This window comes from Streptomyces adelaidensis, from assembly GCF_016598475.1.
Lineage (GTDB): Bacteria > Actinomycetota > Actinomycetes > Streptomycetales > Streptomycetaceae > Streptomyces > Streptomyces adelaidensis.
Genome location: NZ_JAEMUX010000072.1, coordinates 30,758 through 46,804, shown reverse-complemented (window position 1 = coordinate 46,804; position 16,047 = coordinate 30,758). Strand labels below are relative to the sequence as shown.

Annotated in this window: 14 protein-coding genes and 2 pseudogenes; 4 read left to right on the top strand and 12 right to left on the bottom strand. The window is 70.8% G+C overall.

What is annotated here, in order from left to right:
* The 4 genes and pseudogenes from I8N67_RS31420 to I8N67_RS31405 all read right to left on the bottom strand — a co-directional run.
* Positions 1-315 (bottom strand): annotated as a pseudogene (locus tag I8N67_RS31420) (pyridine nucleotide-disulfide oxidoreductase); the annotation flags it as partial.
* 83 nt (positions 316-398) lie between these two features.
* Complete coding sequence (locus tag I8N67_RS31415; RefSeq protein WP_200307632.1) at positions 399-1,679, bottom strand: MAB_1171c family putative transporter; 1,281 nt, start codon at positions 1,677-1,679, stop codon at positions 399-401.
* 35 nt (positions 1,680-1,714) lie between these two features.
* The gene (locus tag I8N67_RS31410) at positions 1,715-2,299 is read right to left on the bottom strand and encodes a toxin-antitoxin system, toxin component (protein ID WP_200307626.1); all 585 of its coding nucleotides are present in this window, start codon (positions 2,297-2,299) and stop codon (positions 1,715-1,717) included.
* Between the two features lie 281 nt (positions 2,300-2,580).
* Positions 2,581-3,195 carry a transcriptional regulator gene (locus tag I8N67_RS31405; protein ID WP_200307625.1) on the bottom strand — a complete coding sequence of 205 codons (615 nt, stop codon included), beginning with the start codon at positions 3,193-3,195 and terminating at the stop codon, positions 2,581-2,583.
* Between the two features lie 248 nt (positions 3,196-3,443).
* Here I8N67_RS31405 and arfA point away from each other — a divergent pair, with 248 nt between their 5' ends.
* The 3 genes from arfA to I8N67_RS31390 all read left to right on the top strand — a co-directional run bounded on the left by arfA (position 3,444) and on the right by I8N67_RS31390 (position 6,612).
* Positions 3,444-4,958 carry an arabinosylfuranosidase ArfA gene (gene arfA, locus I8N67_RS31400; RefSeq protein WP_200307624.1) on the top strand — a complete coding sequence of 505 codons (1,515 nt, stop codon included), beginning with the start codon at positions 3,444-3,446 and terminating at the stop codon, positions 4,956-4,958.
* A 72-nt stretch (positions 4,959-5,030) separates the two neighbouring features.
* Positions 5,031-5,489, top strand: a complete 459-nt coding sequence (locus tag I8N67_RS31395) for an RrF2 family transcriptional regulator (protein ID WP_200307623.1) — start codon at positions 5,031-5,033, stop codon at positions 5,487-5,489.
* 184 nt (positions 5,490-5,673) lie between these two features.
* Positions 5,674-6,612 carry a sulfite exporter TauE/SafE family protein gene (locus I8N67_RS31390; RefSeq protein ID WP_234046599.1) on the top strand — a complete coding sequence of 313 codons (939 nt, stop codon included), beginning with the start codon at positions 5,674-5,676 and terminating at the stop codon, positions 6,610-6,612.
* On the opposite strand, the pseudogene I8N67_RS31385 reads toward I8N67_RS31390, so the two are convergent.
* The 7 genes and pseudogenes from I8N67_RS31385 to I8N67_RS31355 form a co-directional block, all read right to left on the bottom strand.
* Positions 6,609-6,947 (bottom strand): annotated as a pseudogene (locus I8N67_RS31385) (peptidase associated/transthyretin-like domain-containing protein); the annotation flags it as partial. The gene I8N67_RS31390 and the pseudogene I8N67_RS31385 sit on opposite strands and share 4 nt — an antisense overlap.
* A gap of 278 nt (positions 6,948-7,225) precedes the next feature.
* Complete coding sequence (locus I8N67_RS31380) at positions 7,226-8,008, bottom strand: DUF899 domain-containing protein (RefSeq protein WP_200307622.1); 783 nt, start codon at positions 8,006-8,008, stop codon at positions 7,226-7,228.
* 394 nt (positions 8,009-8,402) lie between these two features.
* On the bottom strand, positions 8,403-9,014 hold the full coding sequence (locus tag I8N67_RS31375; protein ID WP_372443838.1) for an ATP-binding protein: 612 nt from the start codon (positions 9,012-9,014) through the stop codon (positions 8,403-8,405).
* A gap of 245 nt (positions 9,015-9,259) precedes the next feature.
* A complete protein-coding gene (locus I8N67_RS31370; protein ID WP_200307621.1) occupies positions 9,260-10,045 on the bottom strand; it encodes an intradiol ring-cleavage dioxygenase in 786 nt (261 codons plus the stop codon).
* A gap of 131 nt (positions 10,046-10,176) precedes the next feature.
* Positions 10,177-10,989, bottom strand: coding sequence for a hypothetical protein (locus I8N67_RS31365; protein WP_200307620.1), 813 nt, complete (start codon positions 10,987-10,989; stop codon positions 10,177-10,179).
* 10 nt (positions 10,990-10,999) lie between these two features.
* On the bottom strand, positions 11,000-12,241 hold the full coding sequence (locus I8N67_RS31360; RefSeq protein WP_200307619.1) for an ABC transporter substrate-binding protein: 1,242 nt from the start codon (positions 12,239-12,241) through the stop codon (positions 11,000-11,002).
* Between the two features lie 366 nt (positions 12,242-12,607).
* Positions 12,608-13,177 (bottom strand): L,D-transpeptidase, encoded by a 570-nt coding sequence (locus tag I8N67_RS31355; protein ID WP_200307618.1) that lies wholly within the window; start codon positions 13,175-13,177, stop codon positions 12,608-12,610.
* 252 nt (positions 13,178-13,429) lie between these two features.
* On the opposite strand from I8N67_RS31355, the gene I8N67_RS31350 reads away from it, so the two are divergent.
* On the top strand, positions 13,430-14,197 hold the full coding sequence (locus I8N67_RS31350) for an AfsR/SARP family transcriptional regulator (protein WP_200307617.1): 768 nt from the start codon (positions 13,430-13,432) through the stop codon (positions 14,195-14,197).
* Between the two features lie 199 nt (positions 14,198-14,396).
* Here I8N67_RS31350 and I8N67_RS31345 read toward each other — a convergent pair whose 3' ends face one another.
* Positions 14,397-16,034 (bottom strand): pyridoxal phosphate-dependent aminotransferase, encoded by a 1,638-nt coding sequence (locus I8N67_RS31345; protein ID WP_200307616.1) that lies wholly within the window; start codon positions 16,032-16,034, stop codon positions 14,397-14,399.
* Positions 16,035-16,047 lie beyond the last annotated feature (13 nt).

Genomic DNA, 16,047 nt, shown 5'->3' with positions numbered 1-16,047 from the left:
CAGGTCCCGGCCGTCCGGCAGGTCCCGGCCGTCCGGCAGATTGCGGTGGGACACGGGCCAGTGCCGGTACCAGCCCCGGGGCGACAGGATCACCATGTCCGTGGTGACCCCCAGGCGGTGCGCCCCGGCCGCCGGCAGCTGTTCGGTGATGCCGGGCAGGAGGTCCTCCAGCGCCCGTACCCCGCCCGACCACAGCATGTGGGCGTGGCGCACCTGCGGCAGGCCCCGGCGCGGACCGGGCCGGTCCGGCAGCGCGTCCCGCTCGACCACGACGACCTTCTCCGCGAACCCGGCCAGGGCGCGCGCCGCGAGCATGCCGGCGAGGGAACCGCCGAGCACGACGGCGGTCCTGGCGGGTCGGGCGGAGCGTGAGAGGAGGCCGGCCGTGGGGTGCTCACTCATTCATGTGCGGACACACCGCTGTCCGCTGTGGAGACGGCCGCGAGGGCACGTACCGCCTCGATCTCGGCGGGATGGCGAAGGGCCAGCGACACCGCTTCGATGTCCTGGAGCAGATCCGCGAAGGCTGTGCGGACCGGGGCGATCCTGAGATCCGGGAAGACGAGGGGCCCCGCCCGGAGCGTGGCCGTCGTCGCGTCGCTTTCGGGCGTCCGTTTCCGCTCGGCCAGGGCGTCCTGGATCGCGACGGCGGCGGCCAGGGCCTTCGCGGGGGTGGGCCCGTGGCCGAGGTCCAGGGCCGCGTCGTACGCGCGGCGGCGCAGGTCCTCGTCGAAGTGGCGGGCCAGCTGGAGCAGCGCGTCGCGGATGAAGGTCTCGCGGCGGGTCAGGCGCAGCTCCGGGGTGGCGCGCAGCGTGAAGGGGACCCGGGAGTCGTCGACGGTCCGGGTCAGCAGGTACAGGGGCCGCAGTCGCCGGTGGCTCTCCCGCACCCGCCAGCGGCCGTGCAGATACTGGCCGCCGTGCGGCAGGATGAAGCCGACCGCTATGAAGATGGCCGCCACGGCGACGACCGGCGGTGCCACATGGGTGCTCAGCCAGTCCAGGTCGTGCCCGGTCCAGCGGGCCACCAGCGCCGCGAGCTTCGAGGCGTCGTACACCAGGTTCAGCGCGTAGCCGATGCCCAGCGACTTCAGGCCGCCGCGCAGCCACAGGTCGAGGCCGTCGGCGCGGACCCAGTTGCGGATCAGCCGGTAGGTGATCAGACAGGCCACGGTGTGCGCGACGAGGTAGAGCAGGATCTCCTCGCGCATGAAGGGCGTGGTGGCGTAGTACGTGTCCAGGTCGCGCAGCCGCTCGCGCGGGACGTCCGCCAGCGTGAACAGCACCCACAGGACGACGATCACCGCCGAGTACCCGGTGACGACCCACCGCTTGGCGCGGCGGGTCGTCGGGGAGCGGTCGGCCGGGCCGTTGCGCCAGGCGACGATCAGCAGCAGACAGGTCGCGCAGAACGCGGTGATCAGGGAGTACACCCAGGGCGCGGAGACGTTCGGCACGCCCACGACCCGGTTGGTCCACGCGATGACCGACGGCACCGCGAACAGGAACACGGAACAGGCGAGCAGCAGCAGCCCGCCGACCGCGCGCAGCGACGAGTCCCGCCACAGCTTCACGATGCTGGGCAGCTTGATCACCAGGGCGACGGTCAGCACGGCCGTGGGGATCCAGAACGGGATGTACAGCTCGCCGAAGAAGTCGGCGGGACTCATGGCGCTCATGGCCCCGCCCGTCGTCGCGGGCACGGTGGTCCCCCTCACCTCGGCGGTTTGCGGTAGCCCAGGGACGCCTGGATGGCCTGACCGACGGGGTCGGCGGGATCGGCCGTCCCGTCGCCCTGTCCGTCGCCCTGCCCGGTGTCCACCCAGGAGCGGAACGCGGTGGCGAGCCGGTGCCCGAAGTCCTCGGCCTCCCGCTCGTCGGACGCGTGCGAGCCGTTACGGGCGGCGATGGGGGTGCCGCCCTGGCCGAGAGCGGCGGAGAAGGCGGGGGAGAACGTCGGAGAGAGGGTGGGGGAGAAGGTGGGGGAATACTCGGGGGAGAACAGCGGGTGATGGCAGTGCCCGGCATGCATGTGCCACAACTCATGGCCCAGGATGACCAGTTGCTGCACCGTCTCCGCGCGCTCCTCCACGATCACCAGGTCGAAGTCGGGGAACTCCATCCACAGCCCGGTGACCTCGACCCCGTCCGGAAACCGCTCGAACCGCAGCTCCACCGGCCGCCCGCCCCGCCGGGCACTCATCTCCGCGCACAGCGCCGCGCCCAACTCCCGTACGCCGACGGGCCCGTCGAAGCTCCCCCGCACCGCCTTGCCCAGCCCGGCGGTCAGCTTTCGCATCTCGGCGGCGGAGGGGGAAGGGAGCAGGGTGTGGCGGAGGCGGGTGACAGCCCCTCGTAGACGACCGCCCCGGGTGGCATCCGCGATCTGGCCGGCGCTCCCGGTCCGTGCGTCGCTCCCGGTCCGTGCGTCGCTCCCGGTCCGTGCGTCGCCCCCGGTCCGTGCGTCGCCCCTCACCCGTCCGCCGTCCCTCACCCGTCCGCCGTCCCTCGCCCGTCCGCCGTCTCTCGTGCTCCCGTCGTCTCCCGCCCGTCCGTCGTCTCCCGTACTCCCGCGACGCCTCATCGCCCGGTCTCCTCGTCGTCGGCGCCGAGCAGCCCTTCGAGCATGACCGCGAGGGCCTCCTGTTTGCGACGGGTCAGCCGGTGGCCGCGCAGGGCGAGGGTGACGATCCCGTGCCGGGTGGCGAACTCGACCAGCGGCCCCTCGTCCTCGTCACCCTCAAGTACGGCCAGTACGCGGTGGAGTTCCCGGTTCAGGACGGTCGCCGCCGGGTCGGTGAAGAACCGGAGGCCCTCCTCGATCCCGAAGAACCCGGCGAGTTCGGTCAGGTCGGGGACGTTCGGCATCTTCTTGCCGAGCAGCAGCTGCCGGGCCCACTCGGGGCTGATCGAGAGCCGCTGCGCGACCTCCTTGCAGACCTCCACGGCCCGCTTCCCGCTCCGCGCGGCATACGCCTCATACAGCGCCCGCACCCGCCGCCGGACCCGGTCGTCGACCCGGTCGGCCGCCGGTTCGGCCCCGTCGAGCAGCGCCCGCACCTCGTCCTCGCCGAGGGCGGTACGTTCCGCCAGCGTCCGTATGTCGAGGAGCCGGTCCCGGTCGGCACCGGTCCCGGCGATGCGGGCGTCGAGTCGGGTGAGGGTCGCGGCGAGGGTGTCGGGCAGCGCGGGCACGCGCCGACCCTACGTGGCCGAAGGGCGCGGGCACCACGGAAATCCAACGATCGTTGAATTCCGGTGAACGATCGTTGGGGGGAGGGATGAGGTTGTCTTCAGGCGTGGGAAGCCATCCGGGACCCATTGACGGGCCGGGGCGGCGACCTTAGCGTCCCGTTCGGTTCTGCGAGCAAGATCCGACAGGTCGAACGAGTCGCATCACGGACCATCGCAAGCCCCGGCACCCGAACATGAGAAAGGGCCCCATGTCCCGCACAGCCAGGTTCACCCTCGACCCCGCCTTCACCGTCGGCGAGGTCAACCCCCGACTCTTCGGCTCCTTCGTCGAGCACCTCGGCCGCTGTGTCTACACCGGGATCTACGAGCCGGACCACCCGGCGGCCGACGAGGCGGGTCTGCGCACCGATGTGCTGGACCTGGTCCGGGAGTTGGGCGTCACCACGATCCGCTATCCCGGCGGCAACTTCGTCTCCGGCTACAAGTGGGAGGACTCCGTCGGCCCCGCCGAGGACCGCCCCCGCCGCCTCGACCTCGCCTGGCGCTCCACCGAGACCAACCGCTTCGGCCTCTCCGAGTACATCGCCTTCCTGAAGAAGATCGGCCCCCAGGCCGAGCCCATGATGGCCCTCAACCTCGGCACGCGCGGCGTCGCCGAGGCACTGGAACTCCAGGAGTACGCCAACCACCCCGCCGGCACCGCCCTCGCCGACCTGCGCGCCGCCCACGGCGACAAGGACCCCTTCGGCATCAACCTCTGGTGCCTCGGCAACGAGATGGACGGCCCCTGGCAGACCGGCCACAAGACGGCGACGGAGTACGGCCGTATCGCCGCCGAGACCGCCCGCGCGATGCGCCAGATCGACCCGGGCGTCGAACTCGTCGCCTGCGGCTCCTCCAGCCAGTCCATGCCGACCTTCGCCGAGTGGGAGGCGACGGTCCTGGCGGAGACGTACGACCTCGTCGACCACATCTCCCTGCACGCCTACTACTGGCCCACCGACGGCGACTTCGACTCCTTCCTCGCCTCCGCCGTCGACATGGAGTCCTTCATCGAGAACGTGGTCGCCACCGCCGACCACGTGGGCGCGAAGCTCAAGTCCAAGAAGAAGATCAACCTCTCCTTCGACGAGTGGAACGTCTGGTACATCTCGGAGTGGCACGCGATCGAGAACTCCGGCGCGCGGGACTGGGCGGAGGCCCCGCGCCTCCTGGAGGACAACTACAGCGTCATGGACGCGGTCGTCTTCGGCTCCCTGCTCATCGCGCTGCTCCGGCACGCCGACCGCGTCACCGTCGCCTGCCTCGCCCAACTCGTCAACGTCATCGCCCCGATCATGACCGAGCCGGGCGGCCCCGCCTGGCGGCAGACGACCTTCTTCCCCTTCGCCCAGGCGTCCCGGTTCGGGCGCGGGCAGGTCCTCGACGTACGGGTGGACTCACCGACGTACGAGACGAAGAAGTACGGCGAGACGGACCTGCTGCACGCGACGGCGGTGCGGGCCGACGACGGTTCGGTGACGGTCTTCGCGGTCAACCGGGGCCGTTCGCAGGCGCTGCCGCTGGAAGTCGCCCTGAACGGGCTGGAGTTGAGCCGGGTCGTGGAGCACAGCGTGCTGTCCGACGCGGACCCCGACGCGCGGAACACGTTGGAGGAGCCCGAGCGGGTCGCTCCGCGGGTGGTGGAGGGGGCGACGCTTCGGGAGGGTGTGCTGAGCGCGGTTCTCGAGCCGCTGTCGTGGAATGTGATCCGGCTCGGCTGAGAGCCCGGGTTCCGCGGCCGTCCGCCCGGCCCCGCGCCCCTGACGGGGCGCGGGTGGTCGACAATGTCGCCCATGAGGATCTCGGCACGGGCGGATTACGCCGTACGCGCGGTACTGGAACTCGCCGTACGGCAGGACAGCGGAGCGGTGAAGGCGGAGACCATCGCCACCGTGCAGGAGATCCCGCACAAGTTCCTCGAGGGCATCCTCGGGGATCTGCGGCGCGCCGGCCTCGTCACCAGCCGTCGGGGCGGCAGCGGCGGGTACCGACTGGCCCGCGACGCCGCCACCATCACCGTCGCCGATGTCATCCGGGCGGTGGACGGCCCCATCGTCTCGGTACGCGGCGAACGTCCCACCGGTCTGACCTACACCGGTTCCGCGGAGCCGCTGCTGCCGCTGTGGATCGCCCTGCGGGCCAATGTGCGCCGCATCCTGGAGGGCGTCACCGTGGCCGACATCGCCGCCGATGCCCTGCCCGCACCGGTGAAGGAGCTGGCGGCGGAGCCGGCGGCCTGGGAGAACCCCTAGGTCGTAGGCCCGGCGGGCAGTTGCACAGGATCGTTACCCCGTCCTAAGCCTTTCCTCAGCTTGGCGTCGTAGCGTTGCGGTCCGGTCATTCCCTACTTAACCGGTGGGAAAGGCAGGGAAGCCGGAGAGAGAAGCCGGAAGACAGAAGCCGGAAGACGGCGACGGAAGACGGGACGAACGACGAATGCGGACGCTGGTACTGCTCGCGCTGGCGGGCCTGGGAGCCCAGCTCGTGGACGGCAGCCTGGGCATGGCCTACGGCGTGACCTCGACCACGCTGCTGCTCGCCATGGGCACCAACCCGGCCGCCGCCTCGGCCACGGTGCACCTCGCCGAGATCGGTACGACGCTGATGTCGGGCGCCTCGCACTGGCGGTTCGGGAACGTGGACTGGAAGGTCGTCGCCAAGATCGGCGTACCGGGCGCCGTGGGCGCGTTCCTCGGCGCGACCGTCCTGTCGTCGTTGTCCACCGAGGTCGCCGGGCCGGCGATGTCGCTGATCCTGCTGGGCCTCGGCCTCTACGTCCTGTCCCGCTTCACCCTGCGCGGCCTGCCCAAGGAGCGCCTCGGCCAGCCGCTGCGGAAGCGGTTCCTGTCGCCGCTCGGCCTGGTCGCCGGCTTCCTCGACGCGACCGGCGGGGGCGGCTGGGGCCCGGTCGGCACGCCGGCGCTGCTGGCCAGCGGCCGCATGGAGCCCCGCAAGGTCATCGGCTCGGTCGACACCAGCGAGTTCCTCGTCGCCGTCGCCGCCAGCCTCGGCTTCCTCCTCTCCCTCGGCTCCCAGGGCCTCGACTGGGCCTGGGTCGCCGCCTTCCTCCTCGGCGGCATCATCGCCGCCCCCATCGCCGCCTGGCTCGTCCGCCTCGTTCCCCCGCGCGTGCTCGGCTCCGCCGTCGGCGGCGTCATCATCGTCACCAACATCCGTACGTTGCTGAAGAGCGACTGGATCGCGGCGTCGAGCGCACTGAGTACACCTGTGTACGTGGCGGCGTACGCCCTGTGGGCGGCGGCCCTGACGTACTCGATCCGAGAGCACCTGAAGGAGAAGGCGGCCGGCCACGTCGAGCGCGAGCCGGAGCCCGCACTCGCCGCAGCCGAACCGGCCGCCACCCGCAGCGCCTAGGCCGCGCTGTCGACGCCCACGGTGATCGTCGCCTTGTACCCGTCCGACACGCTGCTGCCCAGCGCGGTAAGGGTCAACAGCCCACTCGACGCACCCCCGTCGTCGTAGATGCTGTCGGCGGACAGAGCCGTCTCCGGCGTCATGTTGTCCGAGTACGGCGACGTCGCCTGGATCTCCTCGTTGAGGGTCTCGTCGAAGAAGAGCTGTCCCGTGTGGATGACCTCGCCGCCGGTGTACGACTCGTCGGTGAGGGTCACCTCCGTGTGCACTCGCATATGCACATGGACCGCACGGGAGACGTAGTGGCCGGGCCAGATGGACGTGATGCTGCACTGTGTCTGTAAGCACGTGAATGGGCACCGCGGTACGGACGGGATTTGGTACCACCGTCGAACCGGTGGCCGACCGTTCACCCTGGCCCCTGACGGCCTCTTCTCGCTGGCTGCGCCTGTGCACCAACCCTCCACCGGCCCGGCGGTCGAACGACTGTCGGAGCCAAAAGAACCTGGTGCGCTGGTCCCGGAACTCGTGCTTACAGACAGCTGAGCATGAGACCTGGCAACAGGACTCACTCCCGCTCAGTCTCTAGGAAAGGTATCCCCCGGCGAACCGCTCAGTGGTGGTGGCCGTGCCGGCCGAGGGTCTCCACGGGGGTCGCGCCGGGGCGGGTCCACTGCGGTACGGGGCGGCTGGTCGGGCCCCAGGTGGCGTTTCCGTCCGCGTCCGAGCGCCAGGACCAGCACGGGCTGCCCCCCTCGGGCCAGCCCTCGGGCTTGTCCTCCCAGGCCTCGTCGCGGCCGTAGGGCGTCATGTCGAGCAGGCCGAGGGACCCGTTGACCCGCTCGTTGCCACGGCCCGTCGTGGAGTAGGTGAGGAACACGCGGTCACCGTCGCGCAGGAAGCAGGTGAGGTAACCCATCTCGCCGCCGACCGGCGCGTCCACGTCACGCACCGAGTACCAGGGCTGGGTGTAGCCCATGAAGTCGACGTAGGAGGCCACCTCGTCCCAGGCGCCCGTGGTCAGCACGGCGAAGGAGACGTGGCGGGCGTTGAGGTAGACGGCGTCGTTCAGGTGCCAGGCCGTGGTGGTGCAGCCCTCGCACTGCCCCTGGTGCGGCGCGCCGTCGTACCACATGTGCTGGTAGACCACGAGCTCGTCGCGGCCCTGGAACAGGTCCAGGAACGGGACCGGGCCGTCGGGCCCGACGACCTCGACCGTCCCGTCGAACTCCACCATCGGCAACCGGCGGCGGGCCGCGGCGATGGCGTCGCCCTCGTGGGTGTGGGCCTTCTCACGGACCAGCAGCTCGTCCCGGGCGGCCTGCCAGGTGGCCAGGTCGACGATGGGCGGGCGGCCGGGCAGCGCGCCGGCCGGGTCACTCGGTGTGGTCGTCATGATGTCCTCCGTGGTGTCTAGCGCCGGGCAGCGTCTACGAACTCCTACGACACCCACCAGAACAGACTCCCGCCCCGCCTGAAACTCATCGCGGCAGCGGGTCGCCGGCGGGTTCCAGGAGATTCCGCGAGCACGGCGGACTCGGCCCAGCCGTACTCCCTGATCCGCACCAGGGCGTCCGCCCGGCGGAAGCGGTCGCACGGCGTCGACCGTGTTGATACGGCGATGGCGTCTACGGGAGGCAGGGCACGGGCCTCGCCGGGCGTACGTCAGGCGGCGCGGCGCGGGTCGGGTGGCCGGTCCGCCCCTCGACCATCTCGGCGTCGAGGAACCCCAGCCCCGGCGCGGCGGCCACCAGCGTGCCGACGCCGGCCCGGGTTCGATGCCCCGCCGTTCACCCCAGCCGCATCGCCAGCGTCACCTCCGCGCCCACCCCCGCCCCCGTCGTGTCCGTCGCCCCCGTCGTGTCCGTCGTCCCCGTCGTGACCGTCAGGCGGTCGGTGACCAGGTGGGCGAGCCAGAGGCCGCGGCCGGGGCAGGTGCCGGTGAGGCCGGGGAGGAGTTCGGGGAGGGTGGGGACGAAGCCGGGGCCGTTGTCGGTGATGCGGCACTCCAGTTCGTCGGGGAGGCGGCGGAGCTCCAGGCGGCCGTGGCCGCCGGCGTGCTCGACCGCGTTGGCGGCGATCTCGCTGACGGCGAGGGTGAACTCGCCGAGGCGTACGCCGCCGAGGCCCGCCGCGGCGGCCGTGTCCTCGACCTGGGCGCGCACCTGGGGGAGGTTCTCTCCGGTGAAGTGCCGTTTCAGCAAGAGCGTTTCGGGAGCGATGGCGGGGCTGTCGCCGCCACCGGGGCCGCCGATTCGACCGTTTCCGCTGACGCGACGGGCTCCGTCGAATCCTCCGGCTCCGCTCTCCGTCTCGCCGCCCGGCGTCACGGCCGCCTCCTCTCGATCGGGGTCGATGGGTTCGGGCACGGGGTGCTGGGCGTCAAAGGCGAGCTGCCGCATCTTGGCCACGCTAGCCGTGCTCGCTCGATGCGTACCCAGGAGATCGAGAGGGCATCGTGGCTGGTCGGAACCGTATGAATCCGATCGGAACGTGATCGGTTTCGCCCGAGGTCGGCTGATCGGTTTACGAGAAAGGGCACCGGCGCCCTCCCGTACGGTCTGGGAGGGGGCCGGTGCCCTGTTCGGGGCAGGGCGAGGCGGGGCAAGGCGGGATGGGGCCGGGATGGGGCCGGGATGGGGCTAGGTCAGCTCGACTCCACCCCCACCGTCAGCGAGCCCGCGTAGCCGGCCGACGGCGAGCTGCCGAGGGCGGTCAGGGTGAGCAGGCCGGAGGCGGCGCCTCCCTCGTCGTAGATGGAGTCCTGGGCGAGGGTGGTGCGGGTGACCGTGTTGGCCGAGTACGGGGAGAGGGCCGCGACTCCGGTCGTGATCGTCTCGTCGAAGAAGAGCTGGCCGGTGTGGAGTTCCTGGCCGCCGGTGAATGAGCCGTCCGAGGTCAGGGTGACGTCGGTGTGCACCTTGAGGTGGATGTGGATGCAGCGGCCCCGGTACCAGCCCGGGTAGACCGTGGTGATCTTCGCTACGCCACTGGAGTTCGTCAGCACGCCGCCGCGCAGGAACGTGCCGTTGTCGGGCTCGTCGTGGCCGTTGTTGCCGACGAACCCGGAGTACTCGCCGAGCGCGTCGCAGTGCCAGATCTCCACCAGGGCGCTGCTCAGCGGCGCGCAGGTGTCGTCGTCGACGACGGTGAGGGTGAGCTGGAGCGGGAAGCCGGTCTTGTCCTCGCTGATGTCGGCGCGGACCAGCTGTCCGTCGAGGTAGTAGGGGCCTTCGGTCATCTCCTTCGTGAGGGTGCAGACGGCCGCGGCGGCTACGGGGGCGGTCTCGTCCGTCCCGGCCGTCGCGGCGGTGGGGGCTTCAGGCGTGGCGGCGGCGCCCACGGCCAGGGAGGCCGCCGTGACGCCCGTGGCGATCAGTACGGTGCGACGCCCGATCGAATCTGCCTCTGGGGGCACTGAAGTGTCTGTCATGAACACGGCACCCTAGAAACGGAAACTGTCGGCCGGCTGTCAGTTCGGCAAAGTGACTGACCGTCAAGTCCCTTGTAGGACAGGCGAGGTGATGGGACACCGCATCATCTGGTGGTGCATGGCGGGCGGCCTCAGGAACGACGCCACCGCCATCCCCCGCCCCGCCCGTCGCGGCGCTCCTCGTACCGGTCCGCCGCGTCCAGCACGCCGTACCCGTACCTCTCCGGGTCGGCGATCGGCGCCATCCGCTCCCGCCCCGCCAGGCAGCGTGGATCGTCCCGTTCGGCGAGGCCGAAGACGGCGAGGACACGGACGGCCTCGTCCCCGTCCTCGTCCTCGCCCTGGTCCTCGTCCGCGAAGCGGGCGGCCAGGGCGCCCGTGAGGGTGGGGTGGGGGTCCGGATGCTCGGCGACCATCCTCACCGCCGAGCGGCGGACATCGGCCGACGGGTCCCGCATGAGTGCGCACAGCGCCTCGCGGGCCGCCGGGGAGAACGGTTCCTCGCTGTCCAGGAGCCCGGGTGCCATGCCGCGCACCGCGGGGTCCGGGTGCCCGGCGAACCTCAGTCCGAAGCCCTCGTTCGCCGGCTCCCGGTACTGGACGAGCCCGACGATCACCTCGGGCAGGACGAGCGGATGCCGTTCCTCCCCGGCCCACTCGGCGAAGACCTCGTACGCGCGCTTCTCGTACGGCGAGGACGCCCAGGTGTCGTCCTCGGGCACGTACCGGGTGGTGGTGTGCCGGAACAGCACGTGGCAGGCGAGGAGCCGGTGGACGGGATCGGGGTGGGAGCGGAGCGCGACGGCGGCGGACCAGGTCCCGTCGTCGGCCCAGCGTCCGCCGAGCGCGGCCGCGACCTCTTCCCAGACGGGGTGGTCGGGGTCGCGGACCGCGACGGCCCGGGCCACGAGTTCGTCGACCGTGGGGGTGTTCTCGGCTGTCATGGTGTCGCCGCTACTCCGACACCGCCGCTATGGAGTCCAGTACCGTTTCCGGGTTCCCGCCGGGGGCCACCGCCTTGCCGATCTGTTTGCGGATGGTGGTGGCCACCTCGGACCAGTTGGTCTCGGCGACGGGGTAGAGCTGGACGTTCTGCAGGGTGTCGAGGCCGCTCCACAGGGCCTGGTGGTCCTTGTCGGCGCGCATGACGTCGGCGGCGCTCGTGGTGACGGGGAGCAGCTCGTACTGGGCGGCCTGCTCGATCACGTACTTGTCGGCGTAGAGGAAGTCGAGGAACTGTCCGATGGCCTCGCGGCGGTCCTCGTTCTTGAAGGCGATGACCCAGTCGGCGGTGCCCATGGTGGGGGCGGCCTTGCCGTCGCGGCTCGGCAGCGGCATGGAACCGTAGGACACGGAGCCGGAGGAGTCCTCGATCTGGCGGATCAGCGACAGCGGGCCGTTGACCATGGCCGCGTCACCGCTGAGGAAGGACTCGACGGCCGCGCCGTGGTTCAGCTCGCCGGGTGCGACCGGGCCGGTGAGACCTTCGCCGACCAGGTTCTCCCGCAACCAGGTCATGGTCGACACGTTGGCGGCGGAAGCGATGTCGTAGTTGTTCGCGGAGTCGGTGTAGCCGCCGTCGCCGGCCAGCAGCCACATCAGCGTCTCGGCCTCCGCCTCCTCGGGGCCGAGCGGCAGGGCGATCGGATACTTCACCCCCTGCGCCTTCAACGCCCTTGCCGCGAGCACGAGTTCGTCCCACGTCTCGGGCGGCTCCACGCCCGCCTGCGTGAACAGGTCCTTGTTGTAGTAGAGCAGCCAATCGCTCGCCGTGAACGGCAGGCCGTACTGCGCCCGGTCCATCTCCCCGGCGTCCGCGAGGCTAGGGATGAACGAGGCCTGGACCGGGACGGACAGGACGTCGTCCGCGCGGTAGAGGAGGTCCCGCGCGGCGTACTCGGAGTAGCTGTCCGTCTGCACGATGTCGGGGGCGTGGCCCTGCTCGACCAGCTCGGCGACCTTCTCGTCGACCTCGTCCGGGGCGTAGACGCTGACATTCACGTCGATGGTCGGGTACTCGGTGTGGAAGGCAAGGGAGACCCGGTCCCAGTAGCCCTCGGAGTTCTTGTGGACGCTGTCGCCGTAGTTGGTGGCGACGATCGTCAGGGTGACCGCTCCCGACTCCGCGTCCGCGTTCCCGCCGCAGCCGGACAGACCGGCCGTGAGTCCCAGCGCGGCCGTGGCCGACACGGTCATCCGGGCCCATGTCCGAACCCCTGCCCGGGACTTGAGACGCATCGTCCCCCCCCCACTTTCAGACTGCCGGCCGACGAAGGGCTTGATCGTATGGCGCGCGTCGGTGCGGTACGGGGCCGTGGGCGTTGCGTTTCGATTCCGACGGTGTGACGGGGCGACGGGGTGGTGGTGTGACGTGTGACGGGAGCGACCCGAGGTGACCCAGCGGCGACAGGGAGTACGGAACCGGGGCCCCGGCCGTTCAGCGGTGGGTTCGTGGGTTTGTGGGTTCGTGGGTTGGTGGGTTGGTGGTGGTCGGGTGGTGGGGCCCGCCGGGTGCGCGCGGTGTGTCCGGCGATCCGGCGGGCCCGTCGTCATGGGCGTACGTCAGTTGGTCACCACGAGCTTCTTCGGGAAACCGACGGCCTTGGCGCGCTTGTACAGCTCCTTGATGTCCTTCGGGTGCATCTTGATGCAGCCGGCGGACTTGTAGTCACCGACGCCGTCCCAGCGGGTCGGCTCGGTGGAGCCCTGGCCGCCGTTCCGTGTCATCTCGCTGTGGATGAACAGCTCGGTGCGGGGGGTGGAGCCGTTCTTGCACTTGGTGTCGTTGAGCTGGAAGGCGTATCCCTTGATGAGGCTGCCGTTGTAGTTCGTGTTCCACTTCTTGATGGTGTACGACTTCGTGGGCAGCCAGCCCTTGTTGCGGGTGCACTCGTTGGTGGTCACGCCGGAGCCGGCGCGGAAGGACGCGATCACCTTGTTGGTGCCCGTCTGCTTCAGGTACAGCCGCGAGTTGGTGTTCGTGGACTTGTCGAAGTGCAGGTAGTAGGTCTTGGCCGCGGCCGCCTTCGTGCCCTCCGCGGCGGCGTGCGCCGGGAGCGAGGCGGTGCCGGCCAGCCCGGCGACGGCGACGACCGCGGTGGCCACGGCGGTGAAACGGTTGCGCTTGCCCATGATGTCCCCCTGGTTTGACTGGTCTGCCTGGTTTGGCTGTTCGGTTTCCGATACTGCTGTGCCTTCTGTCGCACAAGTGGCTTGTGAAGGACCTGCGCTGCGTCGGTGACGTGGCTATGACATTGGGCCAGCAGCGTTTCAGGAACCTTTCAAGTCCCTTGAAAGGAAGGGCAGTCACCGGAAATCGGGGGGTTCATGGTGCTGGAGTTCGCTGTGCTCGGAAGACTCGAAGCGTGTCGGGACGGAGAATCGGTGGGCTTCGGAACGGCCCGGCAGAGCACGGTCCTCGCGGCGCTGCTCGTGGACACCGGGACCCCGGTGACCGTGGCCCAACTCGTCGACCGCGTCTGGGCGGACAGCCCGCCGCAGCGGGGCGCCGACGCGCTCTACACCTACCTCTCCAGGCTCCGCCGGGTGCTCGGCGGCGACGCGGGGATCGTCCGCAGGGCCGGCGGGTTCGTCCTCACTGTCGAGCCGTCCGCCGTCGACCTCCACCGGTTCCATGACCTGGTCGCCCGGGCCCGCCGCGCCACCGACCCGGCCACCGCCACCTCGCTCTACGAGCAGGCGCTGGCCGTCTGGCGCGGTGAGCCCTTCGCCGGCGTCGACGCGCCCTGGTTCAACGCGCTCCGCAGCGCGCTGGAGTCCGAACGTCACGCCGTGCAGCTCGACCTGACGGACCTTCAACTCCACGCCGGGCGGCATGGCGAGTTACTCACCGGCCTCCGTGTCCGTGCCGGGGAACACCCCCTCGACGAGCGCCTCGCCGGCCAACTGATGCTCGCCCTCGCCCAGTCCGGCCGCACCGCCGACGCCCTTGACCACTACCGGTGCACCCGTGAACTCCTCGCCGAGGAACTGGGCATCGACCCCGGCCTCCCGCTGCGGCGGCTGCACGAGGACGTCCTCACGGGGGAGTTGGAGCCGCCGCTGCCGCCGCTCGGGCGGTGGTGGTGGGGGCGTTGGGGCGCGAGGTGCTGTTGCCGGGCTGGGCGGGGCTGCCGGGGAGCAGGGGGCTGACCTGGGCCGCCGACGCGGCCGTACGGCGAGCACGGCAACGACAGGCTCCACCAGAACTGAGCCACCGACACCGCTCCACCAGAACTGAGCCACCGACACCGCTCCACCAGAACTGAGCCACCGACAAGCGACGCGTCCCCAACAGGGCCTCAAGGAAGGCCTGTCGGGGACGCGTCGCTTGCCGGTGGGCCGAGTGGGGTCAGCCCACCTGGTTGTACATCGCCCCGGCCGCGGGCCACCCCTGCGGCTCCTCCACCGGCTCCGGCTGGGTACGGCCGCGTACCTGGGCGGCGGTCAGACCCTGGGCCGCGCCCATGTTGCGGCGGCCCTGCGCGGCGGCGGCCATGCCGGGCATGCCGGTCTGGGCGACGGGCTGGAGGCCGGGGGCCGGCATCGCGGCGGCGGGCGCCGGCACGGACATCGGCATGGGGGCCGGTGCCTGCATCGGCGTGGGCATCGGCATCGGCGCAGGGGCGGCCTGCGCGGGGGAGGCGAACTGCATGGAGGCGGCCGGCGCCGGGGACGCGAACTGCATGGAGGCGGCCGCCGGTGCGGGTGACGCGAACTGCATGGAGGCCCCGGCCGGCGCGGGCATGCTCATGGCCTGGGCGGCGAGGTTGTGCATCCCGGTGCCGCTGGTCTCGCCCATCAGCCGGTCCACGGCCGCCGTACCCGAGCTGTAGCTGGTCCCGGTGCTCAGCTCGGGTACGGCGGCTCCCCTCCTGGACCCGTAGAGAACCGACTCCAGACCGGACACCAGGCGACGGACGTCCGCCTGGGGCCGGACCACGAGTCGCAGGAAGCGACTGGACGAGCCGACCTTGTTGCCGCACTCTCGGACCAGGACCCGGTGCTCGGTGAGGAGCCGGTCGCGGACCACGGTGCCCTCGGCGCCCACGGGCAGGCGCACGAAGAGGAAGTTCCCCTGCGACGGGTACACCGTCAGACCGGGGAGGGCGGAGAGCTGACGGGCCATGTCCAGCCGGTCCCGGCGGACCTGGTGCAGACTCTCCATGTATTCGGCGCCGTGGTTCTTGAGCATGAACACCACGTGCTCGGCGAAGGAGTTGAGGTTCCACTTCGGCAGCATCGAGCGGACCTTGCCGGCCAGCGCAGGGTTCGCGACCATGTAGCCGAAGCGGATGCCGTGCAGGCCGAAGTTCTTGCCGAGGCTGCGCAGCACCACCACGTTGGGCCGCATGACCGCGTCCCGGACGGTGCTCGGCTCGGACTCGGCGTCGGCGAACTCCAGGAACGACTCGTCGATGACGATCAGGTCCAGGTCGGCCATCGCGTCCATGAACTGCACCAGCGCGTGCCGGTGCAGGAAGCCGCCGTCGGGGTTGTTCGGGTTGCAGATGACGGCGACCCGGGTGCCGCGGGCGCGGATGAACTCGGCGTACTGCGCGAGGTCCAGGGCGAAACCGCTGGACTCCTGAAGCGGGTACATGTCGACCCGCTTGCCGGTCTCCATCGGCTGGTCGGTCCAGCGGCCGAAGGTGGGGACGGGGACGGCGAGGGACTCCCGGACCAGCAGATGGTCGATCCAGGTGATGAGCTCGGTCGAGCCGTTGCCCATCGCCACACACTGCGGCGGCAGTTGGAGCAGATTGCACAGCTCCGCCGTGATGGTGTCGGCGCCGCTCGGGTAGTACGTGATGATGTCGCGCAGCCTGCTCGCCATGTCGTCGAACATGGCGGGCGTCGGGAAGTAGGGGTTGCAGGGGATACAGAAGTCCACCGGACCCACCCCGTCGCCGCCTTCGCGCGTCAGCGCCGCCATAGAGGGGCTGTGCGCCGCAGTGCTGCGGAACAACGAGGTGACGTTGTCGGCCATGGAACCTCCGTAG